This window comes from Chitinophaga hostae, assembly GCF_018224885.1.
GTDB classification, from domain to species: domain Bacteria; phylum Bacteroidota; class Bacteroidia; order Chitinophagales; family Chitinophagaceae; genus Chitinophaga; species Chitinophaga hostae.
In genome coordinates, this window is sequence record NZ_JAGTXB010000002.1 from 484,395 (window position 1) to 507,728 (window position 23,334).

The window sequence follows — 23,334 nt, forward strand, 5'->3', positions numbered from 1 at the left end:
GTAAAATTTATCCGTGTGCTTTAACTGTTTCTACAAATGCTTTGGCATGATCTACCGGTACATTCGGTAAAATACCGTGGCCCAGGTTAGCAATGTAACGTTGTCTGCCAAACCCTTTCAGCATTGCTTTCACCGCTTTTTCAATTTCAGGAATGGGAGCCAGCAGTTTGGCCGGATCAAAGTTTCCCTGCAGGGTGATGTTGCTGCCGGCAAATTGCCGTGCCAGTTCGGGTTTGATGCACCAGTCGATACCGAGGCCATGGGCGCCGGTAGCGGCCATATCTTCCAGCGCAAACCAGGCGCCTTTGGCAAATACGATGGTAGGGCAAACATCTTTCATCGCCGCTACGATCCGGCGGATATATTGCAAAGAAAATACTTCGAAATCCTGCGGACTGAGCAGGCCGCCCCATGAATCAAATACCTGTACGGTATCGGCTCCTGCGGCTACCTGTGCTTTCAGATAAGCGATCGTGGTATCGGTGATCATCTGCAACAGTTGATGCGCTACAGCAGGTTGTTGATAGCAGAATGCTTTTGCTTCATCAAAAGTTTTGGAACCCTTACCCTGTACCATGTAGCAGAGTAAAGTCCAGGGAGCGCCACCAAAGCCAATCAGCGGCACGCGGCCATCGAGTGTTTTTTTGGTGAGCTTCAGCGCATCAAAAACATAGTGCAGTCTTTCCTGTACATCGGGAACGCATAAACGTTGCAGGTCCTGCGCGGTTTTTACAGGTGCGGGTAACAGTGGGCCTATCTTTTCTACCAGCTGTACTTCCATGCCCATGGCTTGTGGTACAACGAGGATATCGGAAAAAATAATGGCTGCATCAACACCTACCTGGTCTACCGGCATTACGGTTATTTCTGTAGCCAGTTCCGGATTTTCACAGCGTTCAAAAAAAGTATATTTATCACGCAGTTTGATATAATCCGGGAGATAGCGACCGGCCTGGCGCATCATCCATACGGGCGTGCGGGAAACAGTTTCACCTTTAAGGGCCTTCAGCAATAAGTCGTTCTTCAATGCGCTCATTCGTAGCAGTTAATGTTGTTAAAATAAAATATAGCTGTTTGCACCAGGGCATCTTCGCTGATGTTGGTGCTCATTATAATCTTGTTGTCGGTATATTCCCCGAGTGCTGTGGCTGTTGTTCGGCCAATGGCGAAGCAAACGGTTTTGCCGGGCAGCCTGTTGGTGGAAAGGTAACTTTTCACTGCGCTGGGGCTGAAAAAAAGTACGCCGTCATAATCTGTGGTAGTCACTTCCGGCGCCGGAATATTTTCATAGATCACAAATTCGTTGACCCTGATACCTGCTTGCTTTAATGTGGAGGGCAATTCCTCCCGTCGCTGGTTGCCGCAATAGAAATTTACCTCGCTGATGTTGCCCAATGCAATGATGGCAGCAGCCAGCTCACTTCCATAGGGTGACGATGCCAGTATGTTGCAATCGGGGAATACTTCCCTGGCTTTTTGCAGGGTTTTGCCGGAGATGCAGCAGATATTGGCATGATCTCTAAGAAAAAATGTAAAGAGGCCGTTTTTGCGATCGCTGCCAATACTGAAATAGTGTTGTTCCAGTACATTGATGGCATTGGCGCTTGTAAAAACGGATACGTTGGGCGCCTGGAAAATATTGGAGGTATAGGTGTTGTTCCAACCTGGCGTAGTTCCTTTTAATGCGGGAAGTGTGACAGGTTTTATCTGTATAAAATCTTTTACTTCTATGAGAATACCGTTTTCAGCAGCCACAGCAATGGAGCTGTCTGTCAGATGCCTGGTGCTTAATATGCGGTATTTATCATTTGACATTTCTGATCTGTGCTACAATTTCAGCGCCGCCCTGCGCCATAATATCTTCTGCGGCTTCCTGTCCCAGGTGGTGTGCCTGTGCTGCCGGCACTTCGCGGGAAACGCTGAAGAAGCCGGTGCCATCGAGGCTGCAAAGTTCGCCGCTAAAGTGTATGGTATTGTTTTGTATATAAGCATACGCGCTGATAGGTGTGGTGCAACCGCCCATCAGGGTACGTAAGAATTCGCGTTCTATGTGTGTGGCGAGGGCTGTTTCTTCATCATTGAAGGCCGCGCAGGCTTCTCTGCAAAAAGTATCGTCCTCCCGGCATACGGCCACTACAGCGCCTTGTGCGGGAGCGGGCAGCATCCAGTCGAGATCGATGGAGTTAGCGGGACGAATGTTGATGCGTTCAAGTCCGGCTACGGCGAAGATAGCGCCGTCCCAGTTTTCGCCTGCCAGCTTCTGCAAGCGGGTGTTTACGTTACCCCGCAGGTTATGCAGTTGGTGCTGCGGGTACCGGCGCAGCCATTGGGCTTTGCGGCGTACGCTGCTGGTGGCGATATTAGCGATATAACCCGGTTGTTCCAGGAAATCCGTTGATGTTTTGTATACGAGTAAATCTTTTACCGGACCACGTTTGAGGATGGCGGCATGTACGATTTGTTTGGGTAATTGTGTAGGAACATCTTTGAAGGAGTGCACGGCAATGTCTATACGATTATTGAGCAGTGCCAGATCCAGGCTTTTTGTGAAGATGCCCTGTACGCCTATTTCGTACAAAGGCGTGACCAGGTCTATATCGCCTTCACTTTTGATGGGGACCAGTTCAGTGCGGTAGCCTTGTGCGGTGAGCAGATCATTTACCTGGTGTGCCTGCCATAAGGCCAGTTGACTTTCTCTTGTACCTATCCTGATAACTTTATCCATTTTCTATTCCTGGTTAACGCCGGTCTCAAAAATATCGTTGATCATGGCAATGTACTGGTCGCTCTTGTCGCTTTCCTTACGTACTTTACCTGCCATGAGATTAATCATTTTCTGTATGATGCGGGAGGATACCAGTTCAATGTCTTCCATTTTGTAGTGGCCTCCGTTTTTCTGCTGTAGTATTTCGCGGGTGTGTATTTCCTGCAGTTTATCTTTCACTGCTTTCAATACTACTGCATGTTTGCGCATTTTATACCAGTAGAGAAATTCCTCCATGTGTTCGTCGATGATGGCAATTGCCTTCGGAACTTCGCCCAGCCTGTTTTGGAGGGTTTCGTCCTGCACTTTGGAAAGTTCGTCTACGTTCACCAACGTGATATGCGGAAGTTCTCCTACGGCGGCTTCTACGTTAAACGGAATGGAAAGATCTACAACCAGTTTGGGAGAGGCCTGTTGCAGGTGACTGGCCAGCACTGTTGGCTGTGGTGCGTTAGAGGCTACGAGGATTACATCGGCCTGCTGCATTTCGCTGACCATATTTTCGTAGGGCGCGTATTTCAACCCGTGTTGGGTGGCGAAATCGGCGGCTACCTGCATGGTGCGGTTAATGAGGGTAATTTCTTTTACGCCGAGGTATTCGATCATGTTTTTGGAGGTGTTGCGACCTATTTTGCCTACACCCAGCAGCACGATCTTTTTATCTTTTATATCAGGGCAAATGCGTTCCAGCATCCTTACAGTGGCGAAAGCCACGGATACGGTGCCTTTGCTGAGGCCTGTTTCTGTTTTGATGAGTTTAGAAACCTGTAAAACGCTGTTCACGAGTCTTTCCAGGAAACTGCCCAGGCATTGGTGTGCCTTGGCAAATTTAGTTGCGTTGCGTATCTGACCTATGATTTCATAATCGCCGAGGATCTGGGAGTCCAGGCCGGTACCTACCTGGTACAGGTGCCTGATGGCTTCTTCTCCTGACTTGACATAGGCTAATTCTTCGAGCTGGCTTCTGTCGCCGTTTGATTCCCTGCATAGCAAGTCTATCAGCTGCCCGGGATTGGCGGCAAATCCGTATACCTCTGTTCTGTTACAGGTAGAGAGTACAAATAGATCATCTAATTGCACAGCCCTGGCATGCTCCAGGAGTAGTTGGTATTGAGCCGGATTGATGGCGTATAATCCCCTGATAGCAGCGTCGGTTTTCTTATAGTTGATCCCAACAATATGAAAATTTGCTATTTCTTTTGAATGACTGACCTGCATGTTCTTGTATAAGCTTCCGGTTGCAAAAGTACTTTCATACGTCCCAAACAAAAGGGTTTAGGCTGTCATTAGTGTGTCATTTCTACTACTGGTAAACAGTACGACGAAAAAATGATTTTTATCAGGTTTTATCTTTACAAAAAGATGACACTACAGCAGGCAGAAAGCAGAAAGTAAAAGGCAGAAGGCGGTTGCAGCCTCATTATGGACTGCCTTTTGCTTTTGCTTTCTGCTTTTCATGAGCTGCTTTTTCCTTTCAGCTATTTGCTTTCTGCTTTTTCCTTAGCTTTGCTGCAATTTATTCGAAATGGTATCTAAATCTGATGTTGGAATAGTATTGATGAACCTTGGATCGCCTGATTCTACCGCTGTGCCGGATGTAAAGCGTTATCTGATAGAGTTCCTGATGGACAAGCGTGTGATCGATTATCCATGGTTGTTCCGTAAGATATTAATTGAAGGTATCATTGTTCCAAAGCGTGCAGCGCAATCTGCCAAAGCTTACGCCTCCATCTGGTGGGAAGAAGGTTCACCGCTGGTAGCGCTGACAAAGCAGTTACAAATGGCTGTGCAGAACGATATGGAAATCCCGGTGGAGATAGCCATGCGCTATGGTAATCCACATCCGGAAGTAGCCTTCAATAATCTGCTGAAACAAAACCCGGAGCTGAAAGAAGTGGTATTGCTCCCGCTGTATCCGCATTATGCGATGTCTTCTTATGAAACCGCGGTGGAATACGCACAGGAGATTTACCGTAAAAAGAAATACAAATTCAAATTGTCCGTGGTACCGCCGTTTTACGACGAGCCCGAATATATAAATGCATTGACTGAAAGCATGCGTCCATACCTGCAACAGGATTATGACTACATATTATTCAGTTATCATGGTTTACCGGAAAGGCATATGCGTAAAGCAGATCCCACCGGTGCGCATTGTATGAAAGTGAATGACTGTTGTCATGTGAAATCACCTGCGCAGCCATACTGTTACCGTCATCAGATCACCGTTACCTCTGAACTCGTGGCGGAGAAACTGGGATTACCCCGTGAAAAATGGGGCATCTCTTTTCAGTCGCGACTGGGACGTGAGGAATGGTTAAAGCCGTATACGGCTGGTTTGCTGGAAACGTTGCCTGCAGAGGGTAAGAAAAAGCTGTTGATCGTTTGTCCTGCTTTTGTATCGGATTGCCTGGAAACCCTGGAGGAAATTGCGGTAGAAGGAAAGCATTCGTTTCTGAACAGTGGTGGAGAAACCTTTACAATGATTCCCTGTCTGAATATTCATCCTTTGTGGGTGAAGGCAGTGGTGAAATATTGTACACAGCTGATAACACAAGAACAGGAAGCCTAATTTTTTCCATATGTCTGAACAACCCGTATTGATCATAGGCGCCGGCATTGCCGGGCTGAGTATTGCATATGAATTGCAGCAGCAACAGATACCCTACCTGGTACTGGAAGCATCGGATCATACGGGAGGCGTAATGAAATCGTTACAGGAAAATGGTTTTGAACTCGATGCCGGCGCCAATACCATTGCCGCATCACCGGAAATGCTGGCGTTTTTCCATCAACTCGGATTAACAGATGAAATACTGCAGGCCACCGCAGCCAGCAAGCATCGCTTCCTGGTAAGAAATAATCAGTTACACGCGGTTTCCCCACACCCCTTTAAAATTATGGGTTCTCCGTACCTGAGCAGGGGGAGCAAATGGCGTTTGTTTACAGAGCGCTTCCGCAAAGCTGCGCCTGCAGCGGCAGAGGAAACAGTTACAGATTTTGTCAGCAGAAGGTTTAACAGGGAGATAGCAGACTATGTATTCGATCCTGTATTGTCGGGCATTTATGCCGGCAATCCTGACCGCATGAGCATTGCGGAGGTACTACCTGTTTTGCCGCAATGGGAGCGGGAATACGGTAGTGTTACCAAAGGACTGATGAAAAATAAAGGCGCTATGGGCGGCAGAAAGATCATCAGCTTCAAAGGCGGGAACCAGGTGCTCACCAACCGTTTGCAGCAACTGCTCACCACACCGGTGCGCTTTAACTGTAAAGTTACCGGGATCAACAAGGCAAATAACGGATATGTGGTGAATGCCGTTGAAAACGGGGCTGATGCGGACTTCCCTGCAGCCAGGGTGGTTGTTACCACGCCTGCTTATGCCGCCGCTGAAATGATTGGTGCTCTTGATGCGGCTACAGCAGCGCCTTTGAAAGCCATACATTATCCCCGTATGGGCGTACTTCATCTGGGCTTTGATGCCGCAGCACTGCCACAGCCCCTGGATGGTTTCGGTTTTCTGGTGCCTCATGCAGAAAACATGCATTTCCTGGGGGCTATCTGTAATTCCGCCATCTTCCCGGAAAAGGCACCGGCCGGAAAGCTCCTGTTTACGGTGTTCCTGGGAGGAGCCCGGCAGGAACAATTGTTTGATGAAATGGATACCAATACCCTGCAACAATGTGTGGTGGCGGAAATAATGGCGTTGCTGCATTTGTCGGCGCCACCTGTGATGCAGCGTTTCAGCACCTGGAATAAGGCCATTCCTCAGCTGAATGTGGGACATGCCAGGTTGCGGAACGCAGTAGAAGATTTTGAAAAAAAATATCCCGGATTATATATCCGCGGGAATTACGTGCAAGGCGTAGCCATCCCGGCTCTGCTGCAAAGTGCCGCCTCCTTCGCGGCTTCGCTGAAGAAAAATTAATCAGAAAAATAGTTCGTTGTTGGCGTTTTTTCTTTAAATTCCATTATAAATTTCCACCAGATGATTGCAGGAATTTTAAAAGAAAAAAACGGCGAAACCAGGGTATCTCTTACTCCTGAAGTAGTAAAGCAACTGCAGCAAATGTCGGTAACCGTGTGGGTGGAGCAGGGAGCCGGCGACAATGCATTTTATAACGACGACGCCTATATGCAGGCGGGTGCGGAGATTAAGGCAGCGGAAGGGATTCTTTCCGGCGCAGATATTATTTTCACCCTGCAGCCTCCTGCCCGGGAGCTGATAGATCAGATCCCGCCCGGTAAAATCATCACCGGTATCCTGCAGCCACTCTTCCGGGTGCCTGAAGTGGAATACTGGGCTGCAAAAAAAATAACGGCATTCAGTCTGGATGCCATTCCCCGAACCACCCGTGCACAGGTAATGGATGTGCTTAGCTCCCAGGCAAATATTGCCGGTTATAAAGCCGTGCTGCTGGCAGCGTATAGCTATTCACGTTATTTCCCTATGCTGATGACGGCAGCAGGCAGTATTGCGCCTGCAAAAGTGCTGATACTGGGCGCGGGCGTAGCCGGGTTACAGGCCATTGCCACTGCCCGCCGTTTGGGGGCCGTAGTAGAGGTGTTTGATACCAGGCCTGCGGTAAAAGAAGAAGTGATGAGCCTGGGCGCCAAATTCGTGGAGGTGGAAGGTGCCGCAGATGCGTCTGCCGCCGGTGGTTATGCGGTAGAACAAAGCGACACATATAAACAGCAGCAACAACAGCGTATCGCTGAAAGCATCGCCAAAGCGGATATCGTGATCACTACTGCACAGATTCCCGGGAAATCCGCTCCTATACTGGTGAGTACCGAAATGCTGAACCGTATGCGTCCCGGCGCTGTGATCGTAGACCTGGCAGCTGCTACCGGTGGTAATACCAGCATGACAAAGAACAATGAAACGGTGCGTTATAAAGGGATTACCATTATCGGTGATTCTAACCTGCCGGCTACTATGCCCGCTGATGCTAGTAAGCTATATGCAAAGAATGTGTTCAATTTTCTCAAACTGATCCTCACCAAAGAAGGCGCCCTGCACCTTGATTTCGGAGATGAAATTGTAAAGGGAGCCTGTATCACACATAACGGGGAAATCGTGAATGATCGGGTGAAAAGTATGATGCAGCCTGCCTAGTAAGTAGTAACGATCGCAAACACCGGTAAACATGGAATATATTTTAACTTTTCTTCACCAGCATATTGATCTTATCTACATTGTAATCCTGTCTGTTTTTTTAGGGGTAGAAGTAATTTCAAGGGTACCGTCCGTGCTGCATACGCCGCTGATGAGCGGCGCCAACGCTATTCATGGCGTAGTGATTATAGGTGCCATCATTGTAATGGGTAAAGCAGAGCCGGATAACTACCTGGCCCTGATAGTGGGTTTCCTGGCAGTGATACTGGGTACGATCAACGTAGTGGGTGGTTTTGTGGTGACAGACAGAATGCTGGAAATGTTTAAGGGGAAAAAGAAGAAGTAACGAGACAGCTGTTAGCTATCAGCCTTTAGCTTTTAGAAAATGCTGCGTAGAAGTATCGGCGCAATAATCTAAAGGGTAAGGCCCGGATGCTAACAGTTCCACTGCTAAAAGAACTATTTTATGATCGCTTCCAGCACTTTATCAATTATCTACCTGATTGGCTCTGTTACTTTTATCCTCGGATTGAAGATGTTAAGTAAACCGGATACCGCCCGAAAAGGCAATCTGATAGCGGCTGCGGGAATGTCGCTCGCCATTGTGGGCACCATTTTTCTTTATAAAGTCAACGATGCTCCCCTGCATAATTATGGCTGGATATTTACCGGGCTGCTGATAGGTGGTGTGATAGGCGTATTATCTGCCAAGAAAGTGAAGATGACGGCGATGCCTGAAATGGTGAGTATGTTTAATGGGATGGGAGGCGCTTGTGCAGCACTGATCTCGATTGTAGAGTATAATCATATTTACACGCTCACCAAAAACCTGTTTGCGCCTGTTGCAGATGATCACCTGGTGTTACAGCTGTTGGAGTCATCTGCATCAAAAGGAATGGTGCTCATCATTTTACTAAGCCTTGTGATAGGGGCGGTATCCTGTGCGGGCAGTATTGTTGCGTGGGGTAAGCTTACCGGGAAAATAAAGGATTTCTCTTTTTCGGGGCAGCACCTGCTGAACCTGGGTGTATTGGCCCTGATTGTAGGTTTATCTGTATGGTTGCTGCTGGTGTTCAGTGTGGCACCGGGCACAGGTATTATCCTGTTTTACCTCATTTTTGCGCTGGCATTATTCTACGGAGTGCTTTTTGTGCTTCCAATCGGTGGTGCAGATATGCCGGTGGTCATCTCCCTGTTAAACTCTTTTACCGGTGTGGCAGCGGCCTGCGGAGGATTTTTATACAGCAACCCGGTGATGCTCACGGGAGGTATCCTGGTGGGTTCTGCAGGAACTATCCTCACCATCCTGATGTGTAAGGCAATGAACCGTTCACTGAAGAATGTGCTGATAGGATCCTTTGGTGGTGGCGCCGCTGCAGCAGCTGGCGGTGGAAAAGAACAGGGGAATTACAAAGAGATCAGTTTGAGTGACGCGGCGGTGGTGCTGGCTTACGCCAATAAAGTGATTATCGTACCGGGATATGGATTGGCGGTAGCCCAAGCCCAGCATGCCTGTCATGAGTTGGAAAAACTGCTGGAGGAAAAAGGAGTGGAGGTAAAATATGCTATCCACCCGGTGGCGGGCCGTATGCCCGGGCACATGAATGTGTTGCTGGCAGAAGCCGATGTGCCTTATGAAAAGTTGCTGGAAATGGAAGATGCCAATGCTGAATTTCCAACGGCAGATGCAGTATTGGTGCTGGGCGCCAATGATGTGGTGAATCCTGCTGCTAAAACTGATCCGGCCAGTCCCATTTACGGAATGCCTATACTGGAAGTGGAAAATGCCAAAGTGGTGATGGTGAATAAACGCAGTATGAAGCCAGGCTATGCCGGTATTGAAAATGATCTTTTCTTTCAGCCTAAAACCTCTATGTTATTCGGCGATGCCAAAAAAGTGCTGCAGGACCTGCTGACAGCGATTAAGGAGGTGTAGATTTTCTTGCCCAGGATTTTCTTGCCCAGGATTAACAGTGATTATGATGATTTTCAGGATTTTTTTCTTTTTGATTTTAAAAGATTTTGCGGGATGTAAGCGAAAAAATTAGCCTACATCCCGCAAAATCTTTTAAAATCAAATCAATCACAAGAAAAAATCCTGAAAATCATCATAATCACTGTTAATCCTGGGCAAGAAAATCCTGGGCAAGAAAATCCTGGGCAAGAAAATCTTGAAAATCATCATAATCACCGTTAATCCCGGACAAGACAAAAACCATTATTTTTGCGAAAAAAAATCTTTTGTCCAGTCATTTACCAGCAGCATTGCTTGATTCGTTAACAGGACTTCCAGGTTACAACCGGGAAACTTTTGAACGGGTACACGCCGCGGCAGAAAAAATTACTTCGCTGCGGTTAAATCCTACCAAGATAAAATCGCCGGGGAAAGCACAGCACGTGTTGCAATCCTTATCTGCCAACGGGGTTACGCAAGTGCCCTGGAGCACGGAGGGCTACTACTTACCGGCAAGACCCTCCTTTACTTTCGATCCTTTTTTCCATGCGGGCGCTTATTATGTACAGGAAGCGTCATCGATGTTCCTGGAGCAGGCGGTGCGTGCTACTGTAGACCTGTCGGCGCCGCTGAAGGTGCTGGACCTGTGTGCCGCACCGGGTGGAAAATCTACCCTGCTGCAATCGCTGATCAGCCCGGAGAGTATATTGGTGGCGAATGAAGTGATTAAGCCGCGAGCCGCCCTGCTGGCAGATAATCTCACTAAATGGGGCGCCGCGAATGCGGTGGTGAGTAATAATGATCCCCGTGATTTTTCCAGGTTGCCTGGTTATTTTGACCTGGTAGTGGTGGATGCGCCCTGCTCAGGGTCCGGCTTATTCCGTCGCGATCCGGACCTGGTAACAGAATGGTCGCCCGAGAATGTAACGCTTTGCAGCCAGCGCCAGCAAAGGATTATGGCAGATGTGCTGCCTGCAGTAAAGGAAGATGGTATTGTGATTTATTCTACCTGCTCGTTTTCTGCTGCAGAAGATGAAGAAATACTCGACTGGCTGGCTGACCATTTTGAGCTGGAAAATATCCCCGTTCCGCTGCAGGAAGCCTGGGGAATTGTACCAACGGTAACGAATAAACGAAATTGTACCGGATACCGATTTTACCCGGACAGGCTGAGCGGAGAAGGATTCTTTATTGCCTGTTTCCGTAAGCGGGGCGGGGATACTATGCGCAAACCCAAAGACGCGAAACGGGCAACGCTTACACCGCGTCAGCGGGAGGTGATAGCCCCCTGGCTGAATATTCCTGATGGGTACCAGTATTTCCCGCACCAGGAGGAAGTATTACTGTTGCCACCTTTATTGGCAGCAGAAATGCCATTGTTGCAGCAACAATTGTATATTCGCAAGGCAGGTGTAAAAGCGGGGCAGCCCGGGCAGAAAGAATTGATTCCTGATCACCAGCTGGCAGCGAGCATGCTGGTATCGGAAAATCTGCCGGCAGTATCATTGAATTTGCCACAGGCTTTGCAGTATCTGCGCAAGGAAGATCCGGGTGTGGAAACGGATGTACGGGGTTGGGCACTGGTAAGATATGAGGGAATGAACCTGGGCTGGGCGAAGTTTTTACCAAACCGCATGAACAATTATTATCCGAAAGAATTGCGTATACTGAAAGAAATTACAGGGTTGTAGAGAATAGCTTACTGTTATTTGTGCCATCTTTGAAATGCGCTGCCAACGGGTATTTGCTGCAACGGTTGTTTATGCCGGTCATCACAACAAAAAGCAATATTGTTCGTTTGTTTTATTAGGTAAAATTGTCAATTTTAACGCATATATTCGTTGCCCGAAATAGCAAATAAAATTTTCAGATTTTGGGTGCTGCTATGGTATAATTGGGTTGTCGTTGCGTATCGGAAGCGGGAGCAAAAATATCCATAGCGGCAGGCAGAATATCAATCATAAACAGAGTTAGTATGGTAAAATCGATTCTATCAATCGTCTTGTTTGGTTTCAGTGCAGGAGCGGTGCAGGCGCAGGACACGCTGCAGGTACAAGGTACCTCACCCGCCCTCTACATATCCCATGTTGTTAAGAAAGGAGAAAATTTCTATAGCCTCAGCCGTGCATATGGTTTGCCGCCAAAGGAAATAGCTGCTGCCAATAAAGTAAATATGGAACAGGGTTTACAACTGGGACGCAGTATTCATATTCCGCTCACCGCCGCCAACTTTTCCCAGAAGGCCGGTGCTGCCGGTAAACCCGTGTATCACAAGGTAACAGATAAAGAAACGTTGTATCGTGTAAGCGTGAATTACAACAAGGTTCCGCTGGATAATATCCGTCAATGGAACAATTTCTCAGGCGATGGTCTGAAGAAAGACAGCTATGTGATCATCGGTTACATGAAAGCTGCCGGTGTGGCTTCCGAACCGGCTCCAAAGGTTGAGAAAGTAAAGGAAAAAGCGCTCCCTGTAAAAGAAGCGGCCGAAACAACCGTAACGCTTTCTCCGCCACCGCCGCCACCAGCAAAAGATCCGGTTAAGAAAGAGCCGGAGACCCATCCGGTAGCAGAAGAAACAACACCCGCCCCGGCACCTGCACCCGCCGCTGCCAAGCCAGCTGCCGCAAACAGCAGCGCTGACTTTGAGCAGCTATACGATCAGCAAACCAACAGCGGCAAAAAAGCAGACACTGAAAAAGGCCCCGGTACCTGGTTTAAAAGCAATGCGGTAGGTAAATACTATGCCTTGCATAACACCGCTCCGCGTGGTACCATCATCAAAGTAACCAATCCGCTCAATGGTAAATCTGTATACGCCAAAGTACTGGATGTAATCCCGCAGATGAAAGCCAATGCAGGCCTGATTATCAAGTTAAGCGACAGCGCTATGCAGGCACTCGGCAGTAATGAAAGCCGTTTTTACTGCGAGCTGAGCTACGAAAAATAGCCCGGTTGTCTTGCCCAGGATTAAACTGATTTTGATGATTTACAGGATTTTTTTTGTGATTATATTTTGATTTTAAAAGATTAAGGGAGATAGTGGCGAATATCCGCTTCTATCTCCCTTAATCTTTTAAAATCAAAAACGAAAAAATCCTCTAAATCATCAAAATCAGTTTAATCCTGGGCAAGACAATATCCGTTTTACTGAAAGCGGTACCCCCTTAAGAACGCCGCGATATCCATTTTCTTCTTCCCTTCCAGCTGTATTTCATCGAGCAGGAGATAGCCATCCGGTGCAGCAATTTTTACATAGCTTTTTTGATCAGTATCAAAGTCGCCCGGCGCTTTTGATGGGGTAGTATATTCTTTATGTGCCTTGTAGATTTTCAGTGTTTTGCCCTGGAAAACGGTCCACGCAGCAGGGTAGGGGCTGAGTCCCCTCACCAGGTTGTAGATACTATCCAATGGTTGCTGCCAGTTGATCTGGCAGGTTTCCTTGAAAATTTTAGGTGCGTGTTTTATCTCCGCGGCAGGAATATTGGCCTGAGGCGTTTCGGATGCATTGCCTGCGGCGATGGCCTGCACTGTTTTCAGTAACAGCCTGGCGCCTGTTTGCATCAGGGCATCGTGGAGTTCGCCGGCTGTTTCATCTTCCCGGATCGCTACTTTGTCGCTGAACAAAATGTCGCCTGTGTCAATTTCATGCTGCAGTTTGAAGGTAGTGACGCCCGATTCTTTTTCACCATTGATGATCGCCCAGTTGATAGGTGCGGCTCCGCGATAGTTGGGTAACAGCGATGCGTGTACGTTGATGGTACCTTCCGGGGGCATATTCCATACGATTTCAGGCAGCATCCTGAACGCAACCACTACCTGCAGGTCTGCTTTCAGTGCGGATAACTCGTCGATGAAAGCAGGATTTTTCAGTTTTTCGGGTTGTAATACATGCAGACCTTTACTGACGGCATACGCTTTTACCGCGCTTTGCTGCAGCTGTAAGCCACGGCCGGCGGGCTTGTCGGGGGCGGTGATTACACCAACAACGTTGAAACCATGCTGTACCAATATATCCAGGGACGCTACTGCAAAATCAGGCGTGCCCATAAAAACAATGCGGAGATCTTTACTCATAGGATGCAAAAGTAACGAGGATTGTGCGTTAATACAGCAAATATTTAGCGCGTATCACTTTGAATTTTGCCAGTCCGGGCTCCCAGCTTTTGCGGATATCTGCTTCTGAAACACCTTTCACGATCTGTTGCTGCAATTGGGTATTGCCGGCTACTTTGCTGAAGAAAGGAATAAAGAATTTCTCTTTGTCGGGGAATGTCCGGTAGGCATCCAGGAGCCACTTCAGCTCAATTTTACGGCCTTTGTGCGGTACTGTTTCCGGTACGTTGCTGAGGTCATATCCGTAGCAGAGCTGATCTTTCAGTACGGGGCTCGGGTTTATAGCGCTGGCGCGTGGCGTAAATGAAAAGCCCTGTTTGGGAAATAACGGAGAGCCGTATACCTGGAAAGGCTTGTCGGTACCACGTCCCAGGCTGAGTGCTGTTCCTTCAAAAAAGCAGATGGAAGCGTAAAGGTTGATCGCTGCCATGTTGGGCAAATTGGGCGAAGGCTTGATGGGTACGCGATAGAAGGTTTGATGACTATAATTTTCGCAGGGGATCACTTTGATATTACACTGTACCCCTTTGCTAAGCCAGTGTTCACCGTTCAGCATACGTGCATATTCGCCCACGGTCATACCGTGTACGATGGGAATAGGCTGCATGCCAATAAAGGAGCGGTACGCGGTATCGAGTATGGGACCGTCTACATAATCCCCGTTGGGATTGGGGCGGTCGAGGATCACGAGTGTTTTTTTGTTTTCTGCCGCAGCTTCCATGAGTTCCTGCAGGGAAGAAATGTAGGTAAAGAAACGGGTGCCAACATCCTGTATATCAAAAATGAGGATATCCACATCTTTCAGATCCGCTGCAGTGGCTTTGCGGTGCTGTCCGTAGAGCGATACAATGGGGATGCCGGTGGCGGAGTCGATGCTGTTGGCCACTTTTTCGCCATGACCGGCATTGCCTCTGAAGCCGTGCTCAGGGCTGAAGATCTTCTGGATTTTTATGTGCAGCTTCAGCAATGAGTCTACCAGGTGGGTTTTGTCGATGGTAGCCGTTTGATTTACCATGAGCGCCACCCGTTTGTTTTTCAGCAATGGCAGATAGCGGGCTGTTTGTGTGGCGCCTGGCAATACGTGATCCGCGTACTGCGCGGAGGTTTCTAGGAAGCATCCTGCCAGCAGGACGACAATAAGTAGCATACGGTTCATGCCGTTAAGATACGGCAAAGCTTTATTGGCTGCATCAAAAAGAGGGGATTATAACAGCTTTTTGTATCTTGCGCGTAATTATTAACACTAAACAATTAATTTTTATGCAAGCTGTTAAAAACGGGGATACAGTGAAGGTGCATTACCATGGCCGTTTAACGAACGGAACTACCTTTGATTCTTCTGAAGGTAGACCACCGCTCGAATTCAAGGTAGGCGCCGGTATGGTTATCAAAGGTTTTGAGAATGGTGTGCTGGACATGAAAGTTGGCGAAAAGAAAACCATTCATATCCCTGTTGATCAGGCATATGGTCCCAAAAGCGACGAAATGATCATGGATTTTCCGAAAGAAAATATCCCGGCTGATCTGAAACCGGAAGTAGGCATGGAACTGCAGATGAGCAATCCGCAGGGCCAGGTATTCCAGGTGAAAGTAGCTGCTATCGGTGACGAATTTATCACCCTGGATGCTAACCACGCGCTGGCTGGTGAAGACCTGGTATTCGATCTGGAACTGGTTGAAATCGTATAATATTCAGGGATTGCTGATGCACAGAGATAGTATTTAGCTGTTAACAGATATCAGCAATCCCTGGATAATTTTTATCCCCATAGTTATTACTTACGCTATTTCAGCCACTGCGCTGACTTTGAAAGTCTTCTCCCCCTAATTTCCCCTGTTTATAATTTAATGGATATCAGCTGGCTGTTGACTGCCGGAAAACCACTTTCATATCACGTAAACAATCAGCGCAAAGACAGCCCCGATACTGTTGCTGTATAAAGTACCGTTCCTCTTCCGATAGGGTTACTTCCTGGCACTGGCAACGTAGAATGCTGCCTACACGGCATTCGAAGGTGCGTTGACAACGCGGGCAGGTGATGGTTTCATGAGAGGCCATAGCATAAAAATAGCCAATTTTTTGCTTGGAAGCATTTAGCTATTAGCTTTTAGGGGAAAAATGCAGCGAAGACAAAATATGATCTCCGCTGCATTTTTCCCCTAAAAGCTAATAGCTAACAGCTAACAGCTAACAGTAATCCCTATGTTCGCTCTTACGCTTTTTGCTGCTGTCACCATATTCCGGAGCGCCATTTCTGTTTCGGCCCATTTCCTGGTTTTAAGACCGCAGTCGGGGTTTACCCAGATGTTGCGTGCCGGCAGCAATGCAGCCGCTTTGAGCAGGAGGGCTTCCATTTCCGCTACGGCGGGCACCCTGGGGGAATGGATATCATATACACCCGGACCGGTTTCGTTGGGATAACGGAAATGTGCGAAGGCTTCCAGTAATTCCATTTGAGAACGGGAGGTTTCGATGGTGATCACATCTGCATCCATGGCAGCGATATGTTCGATGATATCATTGAATTCTGCATAGCACATATGGGTATGGATCTGTGTGGCATCGTCCACAGTGCATACTGCGAGGCGGAAAGCTTTCACTGCCTGCTCCAGGTAGGCCGCCCGTTGTGATTTGCGGAGCGGGAGTCCTTCCCGCAGGGCGGGCTCATCTACCTGTATCACAGTGATACCGGCGTCTTCCAGGTCTTTTACTTCATCGCGGATGGCCAGTGCCAGCTGGAAAGCAGTATCCATGCGGGGTTGGTCGTTACGCACAAAGGACCATTGCAGAATGGTAATGGGTCCGGTGAGCATGCCTTTCACCGGTTTGCTGGTGAGGGACTGCGCATAACGGCTCCAGGCTACTGTCATCGGTTGCGGACGTTGCACATCGCCAAAAATAACCGGTGGTTTTACACAGCGGGTACCATAGCTCTGTACCCAGCCATTTTGTGTAAATGCAAATCCCTCGAGTTGTTCACCAAAGTATTCCACCATGTCATTCCGCTCAAACTCGCCATGTACCAGCACATCCAGTCCCAGGTTTTCCTGGCGGTAGATACTGTCTGTAATAGCTTCGCGGATTTCGGCGTTATACGTTTCCATAGAAATAGCTCCTTTTTTAAGATCAGACCGGAGCTGTCTTATTTCCGTAGTTTGCGGAAAGGAGCCGATGGTGGTGGTAGGGAACAATGGCAGCTGTAATACACTATGTTGCAATACCTGGCGGTGCTGGAATATGCTATGGCGCTGGGTATCGGCGGTGGTGATCTGTTGTATCCGGGCTTTTACTGCCGGATGATGTGTGCTGGCGGATGTTTTACGACTCATCATGGCCGCTTCATTGCCGGCCAGCAAAGTGGTGTCGCCAGCTGCAATTTGTTTCAGGGCAATCACTTCTGCCACTTTCTGTTGGGCAAAGGCCATCCACTGTTTTACTTCCGGAGCCAGGTCGGTTTCTGTTTCGAGGTTGTACGGAACATGCAGCAGCGAGCACGAAGTGCCCAGCAGTATACGGTTTTCCCCGATCTGACGGATCGCGTTGTCTATCAACGTGAGGGATGCTGTGTAATCATTTTTCCAGATATTCCTTCCGTCTACCACACCGAGTGAAAGCAGTTTATCTTCCGGAAGTACGGCCAATATAGTTTCCAGTTGTTCCGGAGCACGTACCAGGTCAATATGCAATGCCTGTACAGGTAATTGTAAAGCCAGTGCTGTATTGTCTTCCAGCCCCCCGAAGTAAGTAGTTAGTAATATTTTGACAGATGGCAATGCCTGTCTGATCGATGAATAGGCTGTATGATAAAGCTCCCTGGCAGCGGGATCGAGATCTGTAACAAGGGAAGGCTCATCCAGTTGTATCCACGCAGCACCGGCATCCTGTAATGTGCGGAGCAGTTCGATGTATACCGGCAACAGTTTGGCCAGCAGCGTGGTGTAATCCAGTCCGGGGTCTTTTATTTTACCGCTGAGGATAAAAGTAACAGGTCCTATGAGCACGGGTTTGGTGGTGATGCCGAGGCTAAGGGCTTCTTTAAACTCCTGCACGCATTTGGGCTGATGCAGTGCGTATTGTTGTGTGGCTTCAAATTCCGGCACCATGTAATGATAATTGGTATCAAACCATTTAGTCATTTCCAGGGCGGTAATATCAAAGTTATTCTTCTGGTATCCGCGCGCCATGGCGAAGTACAGCTCAGGGCAGGTGGGATTGACAAGTGTTTGTTGCAATGCACGGAAACGGGAGGGTATTACGCCAAGGGTGATACACATATCCAGCACCTGGTCGTAATAAGAGAAGTCGTTGGAGGGTATCAGGTCTATACCAGCTTCCTGCAGCAGCGTCCAGTTCTCTTTTCGTAGCTGCCTTGCCGTTAGTTCCAGTCTTTCGAGTGAAATTTTTCCGGCCCAATAGTTTTCGCAGGCTTTTTTCAGTTCCCGCTGGCTACCTATTCGTGGATAGCCTGGAATGTTGGTAAGCATATGTAGGATGTATTTTATTCTTTACAAACCTATAATTATTGCTCATTTGTTCGATCATTTACCTAAAATTCAGTTTTTTGTCTTGAAAAAATGAATAAAAAAAGAATAAATTACTTTGTTGCATATTGTGAGCGGTGGTAAAACAGAATAATCTACGGCAGGGATGGTATAGGTGTTTTTCCTTACGTTTGCAATATGTTTACTAATTACTCATATACAGTCGACAAGCGCTTCATGCGCTATGTGCAAATAGATACGCAATCGGATCCAACGAGCGATAGTTTTCCTACAACTGAAAAGCAGAAGGACCTTTCCCGCCTGCTGGTAAAGGAATTGCAGGAAATGGGCATTACAGATGCGGAAATGGACGAGCATGGTTATGTTTATGCAACCATCCCGGCGAACACGGATAAAAAGGTGCCGGTAATTTGTTTTTGTTCTCATGTGGATACTTCTTCAGACAGCAGTGGTACAGGGGTGAAGCCAATTGTACATTATCAGTACGATGGCGGTGATATTGCTTTGCCGGATGATGAAACAGTAGTGATCAGCGCTAAGGAGCATCCTTACCTGGCCAGTAAGAAGGGAGATGATATTATTACGGCCAGCGGCACTACCTTGCTGGGCGCAGATGATAAGGCCGGTGTGGCTGAAATTATGGATGCTGCCAATTTCCTGATAACGCATCCCGGTGTGAAGCATGGCGCGATCCGTATCCTGTTTACACCGGATGAGGAGGTGGGCCGTGGTGTGGAAAAAGTAGATATGAAGAAGCTGGCCGCAGATGTGGGTTATACTATGGATGGCGGTGAGCTGGGGTCCCTGGAAGATGAGAATTTTTCTGCTGATGGCGCCAGGATAACGGTGTATGGCGTGAGTGCGCACCCCGGTGCGGCCAAAAATAAGCTGATCAGCGCTATAAAAATTGCCGGTGAAATCGTAGATGCGTTACCGAAAGATGGGCTTTCTCCGGAAACAACCGATGACCGGGAGGGCTTTATTCACCCGGTTCGCATACAGGGTACCGTAGAGAAAACAGAAATAGATTTTATTATCCGGGACTTTGAAACGGCCCATCTCGAAGCGCATGAAACTTACCTGCGCCGTATTATGGAGAAAGTGCTGGATAAGCACCATGGCGCCAAAGCCACTTTAAAAGTAACGGAGCAGTATCGTAATATGAAAGAAGTGCTGGTGAATCATCCGGCGGTAACGGCCAATGCGGCGGAAGCGATACGCAGGGCCGGTGTGCAACCGTTGAGAATGAGCATCCGGGGTGGTACAGATGGATCCCGTTTGTCATTTATGGGATTGCCCTGTCCGAATATTTTTACCGGTGAAATGGCCCTTCACAGCAAACATGAATACGTAAGCATACAGGATATGCAGAAAGCGGTGCAAACAATTGTGTATCTGGCACAGGTTTGGGAGGAGAAGGCCTAAATTATGCGAAAAACATTCGCAAATATTTTCTTACTTTAACCGTTTATAGTAGTGATCTACTTATGCACCCGTTAAAATATAGTTCATGTTGTTAGGTTTAATTACATTATTACAGGATTCTTTATTACTTCCCAAGGCAGATACGGTGGCGCAGGGAATATCCGGTACTCCCGGAGCTACGCCGCAGATCCACCTGATAGATATGCTGATGAAAGGTGGTGTCCTGATGATTCCATTAGGTATCCTTTCGCTGATAGCGGTATATGTATTTGTGGAAAGGGCTATTACTGTTGCTAAGGCCGGGAAGCTGCCCGATAACTTTATGCCCATGATCCGCGACCAGATTACCAGTGGTAATATGCAGTCGGCGCGCTCACTGGCCAAAAACACGGCTGGTCCTATTGCGCGTATGATCGAAAAAGGGATCCAGCGTATAGGCAAGCCCATTGATAATATTGAGAAATCTATGGAGAATGTGGGTAAGCTGGAAATCTATGGTATGGAAAAGAACCTGGTGATCCTGTCCATCATTGCGGGTATTGCGCCGATGTTCGGGTTCCTGGGTACGATTGCAGGTATGATCCAGACCTTCTTCAACATCTCTATTACTTCCGACATTACCCTGGGTACTATTGCCGGCGGTATCTATGTAAAGATGATCACCTCTGCATCCGGGCTAATCATCGGTATTGTGGCCTTTATTGGTTACAGTTACCTGAATGCTCAGATCGATAAGGTTGTTAACAAGATGGAAGGCGCTTCCGCTGAGTTCATCGATATTTTGCAGGAACCAACCCGCTAAACCAGGAAATCATGAATTTACGCAGGCGAAATAAGAGACAGGTGGAAATGCATAACTCTGCACTGAATGACATTCTGTTCATTCTGCTGTTGTTCTTTCTGATTGTTTCCACACTGGCTAATCCGAATGTTATAAAGCTATTACTGCCCAAAGCCAAGAGCAACACCAAATCGAAGCAAACAGTGGTGGTAAGTATCAATGATAAACGTGAGTTTTTTGTTGGCACCAACAAAGTACCGTTTGATCACCTCAAACAGGCGCTGGCTCCTTCTATCGGCAACGAAAAGATAGAGCCCACCATCGTCATCAATGCCGAAAAATCTGTTCCCGTGGAAGACGTGGTGGATGTGATGGAAGTGGCCAGGGAGATGGGGGCCAAGGTAGTATTGGCAACGGCACATAAGTAGATCGCCTTCGGCGATTGTCTTTGGGCAGGATTAAATTGATTTTGATGATTAAACTGATTTTTTGATCATTTTTTGATTTTAAAAGATTAGGGGAGATGAAGAGGATATACCCTTCCATCTCCCCTAATCTTTTAAAATTTATCTCTCTAATCTTTTAAAATCAAAAAAAATCAAATCAGTCTAATCATCAAAATCAATTTAATCCTGCTCAAAGACAATCGCCGAAGGCGATCCCCCGCTAAATTCTTCTGCCCTTCACCATCCTGTCTTTCCCAAACATATCCTGTTTCAGCGTCACTTCTTTATAGCCCAGTTCTTCCATGAGGGCTACTACTTCTTTGCCCAGGGCTTCATTGATCTCAAAATAAAGCGCGCCTCCGGGGAATAGTTTCTGTTGAGCCATGATGGAAATGTGGCGATAAAACAACAGGGCGTCGTTATCGGGAACAAAGAGGGCCAGCGAGGGTTCGAAGCCCCATACCAGTTCCTGCATTGTTTTTTGTTCGCTTTGTGTGATATAGGGCGGATTGCTGACAATCATGTCAAATTCCGGCAGGGTGGCCAGTTGGGCAGGATCGAGTGCATCCATCAAATGGAAATTTACCTCCAGTCTTTGCCGCGAAGCATTGCTGCGCGCCACTTCCAGGGCGCCTTCACTTACGTCTATCGCAGATACGTGCGCAGCGGGCAGTGATTTTTTCAGCGCCAGCGGAATACATCCGCTGCCGGTGCCAACATCCAGCAGGTGCAGGCGATGCCGGTCTGCCGCATCCTGTACCATCCATTCCACCAGCTCCTCCGTTTCCGGCCGGGGGATCAGCACATTTTTATTAACCACGAGTTCCATGCCGTAAAACCAGCTGGTACCGGTAATATATTGTACCGGTTCATGCCGTTGCAGGGCTTCTATGGCTATTTTTAGCCGTTGGTTCTGGTCGGGGGACAGGATTTTTGTTTTGTGGACAATGCGATCCAGTTTACTCATGCCTGTTAGGTATTCCATCACGATATGGGCTATGTTGGCGGCTTCCCGCTCATCGTAAAGCTCACTGATGGCACCTGTGATATAGGTAAAGGCCGTTTGTATAGTCAATATAAACAGTTTAAGGAATCTAACCGGAAAAATGCAAACCTGGGGGAGGGACATTTTACATCGGTTTAAAACGATATTTTTGCAAAAATATTACATCGCCCGGGGATTATGAATAGCACGTTCAATGAATTTTTTATGCACCGCTGTCTGCAGCTGGCCGCCATGGGGGCCGGACAGGTAGCGCCCAACCCAATGGTGGGCGCAGTGCTGGTACACCAGGGACGCATCATCGGAGAAGGCTATCACCGGCAGTATGGACAGGCGCATGCAGAAGTGAACTGTGTAAACAGCGTAGCGGAAGAGGACCAGTCACTCATCCCGCTGTCGACCATGTACGTAAGCCTGGAGCCTTGCGCCCATCACGGCAAAACACCGCCCTGCGCTGATCTGATCGTATCCAGGGGAATTAAACAGGTGGTGATCGGCTGTATAGATACATTTTCTGCAGTGGCAGGTAAAGGTATTGAGAAGCTGGAAAAGGCCGGTGTTACCGTGCATACCGGTATGCTGGAAGCTGAATGCAGGTATATCAACCGCCGTTTTTTTACTTTTCATGAAAAGAAACGACCCTATATTGTACTGAAGTGGGCACAGGGCCATAATGGTATCATGGCGGCGGCCGACGGGGAGCCCGTAAAAATATCCAATAAATTCAGTAACCGGCTGGTGCATAAATGGCGCAGTGAAGAGATGGGAATCCTGGTAGGCACCCGAACCGCTATTATGGACAACCCCAGGCTCAACAACCGTTTATGGACAGGTAAAGACCCAGTACGCCTGGTGATTGACAGGGACAGGAAGGTGCCGCATTCCCATCATGTATGGGATGGCAGTATTCCTACCATTTTTATCGCTGCTTCCAGCGCCGGTACAAATGGGTTAACTGAAACGATGCAACTGGATTTCAAAGACCTGCTTCCGCAGCTGATGACACAATTGCATCAAAGACAAATGCAGAGTATATTGGTGGAAGGCGGCCCGTATGTGCTCCGGCAATTTATTGCTGCCGGCTTATGGGATGAAGCCCGTGTTATAACAGGTACGGTTACACTACCAGCAGGATTATCGGCCCCTTTCCTTACCCATGCGGCGCTTACTCATACGATGCCGTTAAACGGGGATCGTATTGATTTTTATAATCCGGCCTAAT

General features: G+C 47.9%; 21 protein-coding genes. 12 read left to right on the plus strand and 9 right to left on the minus strand.

Going from position 1 to position 23,334, the window contains the following annotated elements:
* Window positions 1-7: 7 nt before the first annotated feature.
* Genes hemE through hemA form a run of 4 tightly spaced genes read right to left on the minus strand, consistent with a single transcriptional unit; the run spans window position 8 to window position 3,982 of the window.
* On the minus strand, window positions 8-1,036 hold the full coding sequence (gene hemE / locus KE626_RS06255) for a uroporphyrinogen decarboxylase (protein ID WP_211971999.1): 1,029 nt from the start codon (window positions 1,034-1,036) through the stop codon (window positions 8-10).
* Entirely contained in the window at window positions 1,033-1,815 is a 783-nt protein-coding gene (locus KE626_RS06260) for a uroporphyrinogen-III synthase (RefSeq protein WP_211972000.1), read from the minus strand. The genes hemE and KE626_RS06260 overlap by 4 nt, the downstream gene beginning before the upstream one ends.
* Window positions 1,805-2,725: a hydroxymethylbilane synthase gene (gene hemC / locus KE626_RS06265; protein WP_211972001.1), complete on the minus strand. Its 921-nt coding sequence runs from the start codon at window positions 2,723-2,725 to the stop codon at window positions 1,805-1,807. Before hemC ends, KE626_RS06260 begins: the two co-directional genes overlap by 11 nt.
* Window positions 2,726-2,728: 3 nt before the next feature.
* Window positions 2,729-3,982 carry a glutamyl-tRNA reductase gene (gene hemA / locus KE626_RS06270; protein ID WP_211972002.1) on the minus strand — a complete coding sequence of 418 codons (1,254 nt, stop codon included), beginning with the start codon at window positions 3,980-3,982 and terminating at the stop codon, window positions 2,729-2,731.
* 307 nt (window positions 3,983-4,289) lie between these two features.
* On the opposite strand from hemA, the gene hemH reads away from it, so the two are divergent.
* The 7 genes from hemH (at window position 4,290) to KE626_RS06305 (ending at window position 12,788) form a co-directional block, all read left to right on the plus strand.
* Complete coding sequence (gene hemH / locus KE626_RS06275; protein ID WP_211972003.1) at window positions 4,290-5,336, plus strand: ferrochelatase; 1,047 nt, start codon at window positions 4,290-4,292, stop codon at window positions 5,334-5,336.
* Between the two features lie 10 nt (window positions 5,337-5,346).
* Window positions 5,347-6,693 (plus strand): protoporphyrinogen oxidase, encoded by a 1,347-nt coding sequence (gene hemG / locus KE626_RS06280; RefSeq protein ID WP_211972004.1) that lies wholly within the window; start codon window positions 5,347-5,349, stop codon window positions 6,691-6,693.
* 60 nt (window positions 6,694-6,753) lie between these two features.
* Window positions 6,754-7,884, plus strand: a complete 1,131-nt coding sequence (locus KE626_RS06285; RefSeq protein WP_211972005.1) for a Re/Si-specific NAD(P)(+) transhydrogenase subunit alpha — start codon at window positions 6,754-6,756, stop codon at window positions 7,882-7,884.
* Window positions 7,885-7,915: 31 nt separating this feature from the next.
* Window positions 7,916-8,230 (plus strand): NAD(P) transhydrogenase subunit alpha part 2, encoded by a 315-nt coding sequence (locus KE626_RS06290; protein WP_211972006.1) that lies wholly within the window; start codon window positions 7,916-7,918, stop codon window positions 8,228-8,230.
* Window positions 8,231-8,350: 120 nt separating this feature from the next.
* Window positions 8,351-9,820: an NAD(P)(+) transhydrogenase (Re/Si-specific) subunit beta gene (locus KE626_RS06295; protein WP_211972007.1), complete on the plus strand. Its 1,470-nt coding sequence runs from the start codon at window positions 8,351-8,353 to the stop codon at window positions 9,818-9,820.
* Between the two features lie 305 nt (window positions 9,821-10,125).
* Window positions 10,126-11,529, plus strand: a complete 1,404-nt coding sequence (locus KE626_RS06300; protein ID WP_211972008.1) for a methyltransferase RsmF C-terminal domain-like protein — start codon at window positions 10,126-10,128, stop codon at window positions 11,527-11,529.
* A 284-nt stretch (window positions 11,530-11,813) separates the two neighbouring features.
* Entirely contained in the window at window positions 11,814-12,788 is a 975-nt protein-coding gene (locus tag KE626_RS06305) for a LysM peptidoglycan-binding domain-containing protein (protein ID WP_211972009.1), read from the plus strand.
* 197 nt (window positions 12,789-12,985) lie between these two features.
* On the opposite strand, the gene fmt is transcribed toward KE626_RS06305, so the two are convergent.
* Window positions 12,986-13,915, minus strand: coding sequence for a methionyl-tRNA formyltransferase (gene fmt / locus KE626_RS06310; RefSeq protein ID WP_249207300.1), 930 nt, complete (start codon window positions 13,913-13,915; stop codon window positions 12,986-12,988).
* A gap of 28 nt (window positions 13,916-13,943) precedes the next feature.
* Window positions 13,944-15,101 carry an exo-beta-N-acetylmuramidase NamZ family protein gene (locus KE626_RS06315; RefSeq protein WP_249207301.1) on the minus strand — a complete coding sequence of 386 codons (1,158 nt, stop codon included), beginning with the start codon at window positions 15,099-15,101 and terminating at the stop codon, window positions 13,944-13,946.
* A gap of 113 nt (window positions 15,102-15,214) precedes the next feature.
* On the opposite strand from KE626_RS06315, the gene KE626_RS06320 reads away from it, so the two are divergent.
* Window positions 15,215-15,643 (plus strand): FKBP-type peptidyl-prolyl cis-trans isomerase, encoded by a 429-nt coding sequence (locus KE626_RS06320; RefSeq protein ID WP_211972011.1) that lies wholly within the window; start codon window positions 15,215-15,217, stop codon window positions 15,641-15,643.
* A 166-nt stretch (window positions 15,644-15,809) separates the two neighbouring features.
* Here KE626_RS06320 and KE626_RS06325 read toward each other — a convergent pair whose 3' ends face one another.
* Window positions 15,810-16,013: a cysteine-rich CWC family protein gene (locus tag KE626_RS06325; RefSeq protein WP_211972012.1), complete on the minus strand. Its 204-nt coding sequence runs from the start codon at window positions 16,011-16,013 to the stop codon at window positions 15,810-15,812.
* Between the two features lie 122 nt (window positions 16,014-16,135).
* Window positions 16,136-18,439: a 5-methyltetrahydropteroyltriglutamate--homocysteine S-methyltransferase gene (gene metE / locus KE626_RS06330; protein ID WP_211972013.1), complete on the minus strand. Its 2,304-nt coding sequence runs from the start codon at window positions 18,437-18,439 to the stop codon at window positions 16,136-16,138.
* A gap of 195 nt (window positions 18,440-18,634) precedes the next feature.
* Between metE and pepT the strand changes: the two genes are divergently transcribed.
* From pepT to KE626_RS06345, 3 genes are all read left to right on the plus strand, one after another.
* A complete protein-coding gene (gene pepT / locus KE626_RS06335; RefSeq protein WP_211972014.1) occupies window positions 18,635-19,882 on the plus strand; it encodes a peptidase T in 1,248 nt (415 codons plus the stop codon).
* A gap of 85 nt (window positions 19,883-19,967) precedes the next feature.
* Window positions 19,968-20,684, plus strand: coding sequence for a MotA/TolQ/ExbB proton channel family protein (locus KE626_RS06340; protein WP_211972015.1), 717 nt, complete (start codon window positions 19,968-19,970; stop codon window positions 20,682-20,684).
* 11 nt (window positions 20,685-20,695) lie between these two features.
* Window positions 20,696-21,091, plus strand: coding sequence for a biopolymer transporter ExbD (locus KE626_RS06345; protein ID WP_211972016.1), 396 nt, complete (start codon window positions 20,696-20,698; stop codon window positions 21,089-21,091).
* Window positions 21,092-21,329: 238 nt separating this feature from the next.
* On the opposite strand, the gene prmC is transcribed toward KE626_RS06345, so the two are convergent.
* A complete protein-coding gene (prmC, locus tag KE626_RS06350; protein ID WP_211972017.1) occupies window positions 21,330-22,184 on the minus strand; it encodes a peptide chain release factor N(5)-glutamine methyltransferase in 855 nt (284 codons plus the stop codon).
* Window positions 22,185-22,319: 135 nt separating this feature from the next.
* On the opposite strand from prmC, the gene ribD reads away from it, so the two are divergent.
* Window positions 22,320-23,333 carry a bifunctional diaminohydroxyphosphoribosylaminopyrimidine deaminase/5-amino-6-(5-phosphoribosylamino)uracil reductase RibD gene (ribD, locus tag KE626_RS06355; RefSeq protein ID WP_249207302.1) on the plus strand — a complete coding sequence of 338 codons (1,014 nt, stop codon included), beginning with the start codon at window positions 22,320-22,322 and terminating at the stop codon, window positions 23,331-23,333.
* Window position 23,334 lies beyond the last annotated feature (1 nt).